General features: G+C 41.2%; 4 protein-coding genes. All 4 read right to left on the bottom strand.

The features are described 5' to 3' along the window. A partial coding sequence (locus LC574_RS35270) for an uL22 family ribosomal protein (protein ID WP_368736773.1) occupies positions 1-126 on the bottom strand: 126 nt, incomplete at its 3' end. A gap of 189 nt (positions 127-315) precedes the next feature. Next, positions 316-1314 carry a cytochrome c oxidase subunit II gene (locus LC574_RS35265; RefSeq protein ID WP_229458273.1) on the bottom strand — a complete coding sequence of 333 codons (999 nt, stop codon included), beginning with the start codon at positions 1312-1314 and terminating at the stop codon, positions 316-318. A gap of 5 nt (positions 1315-1319) precedes the next feature. After that, entirely contained in the window at positions 1320-1442 is a 123-nt protein-coding gene (locus LC574_RS38395; protein ID WP_267871788.1) for a hypothetical protein, read from the bottom strand. Positions 1443-1825: 383 nt separating this feature from the next. Then, the gene (gene fdxB / locus LC574_RS35260; RefSeq protein WP_229458274.1) at positions 1826-2119 is read right to left on the bottom strand and encodes a ferredoxin III, nif-specific; all 294 of its coding nucleotides are present in this window, start codon (positions 2117-2119) and stop codon (positions 1826-1828) included. Positions 2120-2526: the final 407 nt, after the last annotated feature.

The raw sequence follows: 2526 nt of genomic DNA, 5'->3' as shown, positions 1-2526 counted from the left end.
TTCCAGGATGATTAACGCTTCCCGGTACGATCGCCCCCGAATTTGATCGAGTACGCGACGCACTTTATAGGCCGAGATGCGGATAAAACGAGCGATCGCTTTTACTTCAGTAGTATTAGTAGCCATATTTTTGTCCTTTGTCCTTTGTCCTTTGTCATTTGTTGTTTGTCCGTTGTCATTTGTCATTTGTCCGTTGTCATTTGTCCTTTGTCCTTTGTCATTTTTCCGTTGTCATTTGTCAGTTATTAATAACTAATGACCAATGACTAATGACCAATGACTAATGACTAATGACCAATGACCAATGACCAATGACTAATGACCAATGACCAATGACTCTAGAGTTGCTGCACTAATTCCCATATCATGGGTGTGGGGTGCGAGAAACTCGGATGTTGATAAGTCGGCTGGATTAATTGCAACGACTTGATTTAAGTTTTGCTGTTGAGCAATTTGGTTTTCTGTCCGCCAGCTATCATATTCTTCTGGTGTGTGGACAACTACCTGTGTCCGCATTGAACCGTGATAACCACCGCACAATTCAGCACAAACTACCGGATATGTACCTGGTTTGGTGGCGACAAATCGTAGTTCGGTAGGGATACCAGGAAGTGCATCTTGCTTCAAGCGGAAGTTTGGCACCCAGAATGAGTGAATTACATCTTGTGCTGAAAGGTTAAGTTGCACATCAGCACCAACGGGTATGTGCAATTCCCCAGAGGTAATGCCACTATCAGGGTAATTAAATAACCAGGCGTACTGTATGCCTTTGACATCAACAACTAAGTCAGCTGGTTTGTTTAGCGTTTGAGGAGACGCGCCAATGCCAATTGTCGGGGCAATTGTTGGGGGTATTGCTGGGGCAGTTGTTGCTTTAGTATCGCTTAATGTGGCTGCAATAGCACTCCCCGGTATATGAGCAACATGACCTGCTGAATGAGGATGACCCGCAGGCTCAAAGCCGCCCATTCGATTAAAAACATCTACACTGTAGATGCCCAAGCCGAGGACAATCACTGTGGGAATTGCTGTCCAAAAGATTTCTAAGGGAACGTTGCCTTCCACCCGCACGCCATCGGTATCGTCACCGCGACGACGACGAAACTGAATCAAAAACATTACAATTGTTCCTTCTACCACCAAGAAGAGTGCGATCGCAATGGTAAACATGACGCTGAAAAAACCGTCTACCAAAGGTGCTTGTAACGATGCTTGCACCGGCATCAGAGTGTGATTCTGACCAATCCAAATGCTGATTGCTGTAACTACTATCCCAGCAACCAGAGTCCATAGTGAAACAGGAACTTGTTGCATACATGCTACCTGTGTAAACAGTCTTTAGAAGTGTTATTTTCTGGAAATTGGGCATTGGGCACTGGGCATTGGGCATTAGTTATTTCTCCCCCATCTCCCCCATCTCCCTCATCTCCCCCATTCCCCATTCCCCATTCCCTTTTCACTTATTAACTTTCTAACGTGCAGCCATAAAAAATGGGGGAAACTTCCAGATTTTTTCCATATCTTTCCCCCAGAAACTTACAAATTATATTTCAACTCCTATGAAAAAGGTAGCCCCTGCTCTCAGAAAAGCTAGTTGTTCCAAGAGGGCACTGTTAGACCTAATATTGATTAGGCTATATTAGCAGCAAGTTTAAATTTGTTAATAACTGACATTTTACGATTTACGGATTTGTTTACTGTGAACTTTTTATTAGTTACAGTAAATATTTCCTATTCCCCTCAAGTTACCTTGCCTAGCGCATTTACGCTTTATACAAACAGTGCCTCCTTGAATTAACAACAATTTTGACTAACTTCAAAAACCTTAGTTGTTTAATGCAACATGCGTGTAGCAATTCTTGGGACAAATCCGTGAACAAGCTTCACAACCAATACAGTTCTCTGGAGAAGTAACTGCCATTACTTTCCGTTCAATTTCATCATCATCTTCATCTTCTACAAATTCCCCTTCTTCATTGAGCGCCTTCAAACCCAGCACATTGTAACCGCATACTTTAATGCATCTGCCACAACCGATACATTTGTCCTTGTCAATTTCTTGAGCGAATTTTGGTGTCCAAGCCTTACCGCCAAATGTCAAACCTGTTAGCTGTGCCATGAATAATCCTTCGGCAATTTTGCCTTTCAATCTGTTTGTGCATTAATCATCATATTATCCTAATCTTTTATTCGTTTATATTCAAAAATAACTTTTTAATCATCAAATTTCGATGACTTTGAACACAAAATTACATTGTTTTTGATTTCAAATTATAGATAAAACTTATTGATAATAATTGTCTATTCGTAGGAGGCTAAAGTAGCCCGTCCCTACTGTGTGTTGGTTAAAAAAAGGATAATTATTATTTCTAGCAAATACAACTATCTCCATAAGAGTGATGATATAGGATTCCTATTTGATTTTTGAATAAACACCGTACACCTCGAAAAGCCTGATTCCCTACTCCCTACTCCCTATTCCCTACTCCCCGCCTACGCAAATAATTTCAAAAATCAAAGCGGATT

The organism is Nostoc sp. CHAB 5715 (assembly GCF_020829685.1).
Lineage (GTDB): Bacteria > Cyanobacteriota > Cyanobacteriia > Cyanobacteriales > Nostocaceae > Nostoc.
This window is presented reverse-complemented; position numbering and strand designations above follow the sequence as displayed.

Bases quoted from the DNA above. Each gene is read 5' to 3' on its own strand.
- LC574_RS35265 (WP_229458273.1), bottom strand. From the start codon at position 1,314: ATGCAACAAGTTCCTGTTTCACTATGGACTCTGGTTGCTGGGATAGTA.
- fdxB (WP_229458274.1), bottom strand. From the start codon at position 2,119: ATGGCACAGCTAACAGGTTTGACATTTGGCGGTAAGGCTTGGACACCA.
- LC574_RS38395 (WP_267871788.1), bottom strand. From the start codon at position 1,442: ATGGGGAATGGGGGAGATGAGGGAGATGGGGGAGATGGGGGAGAAATA.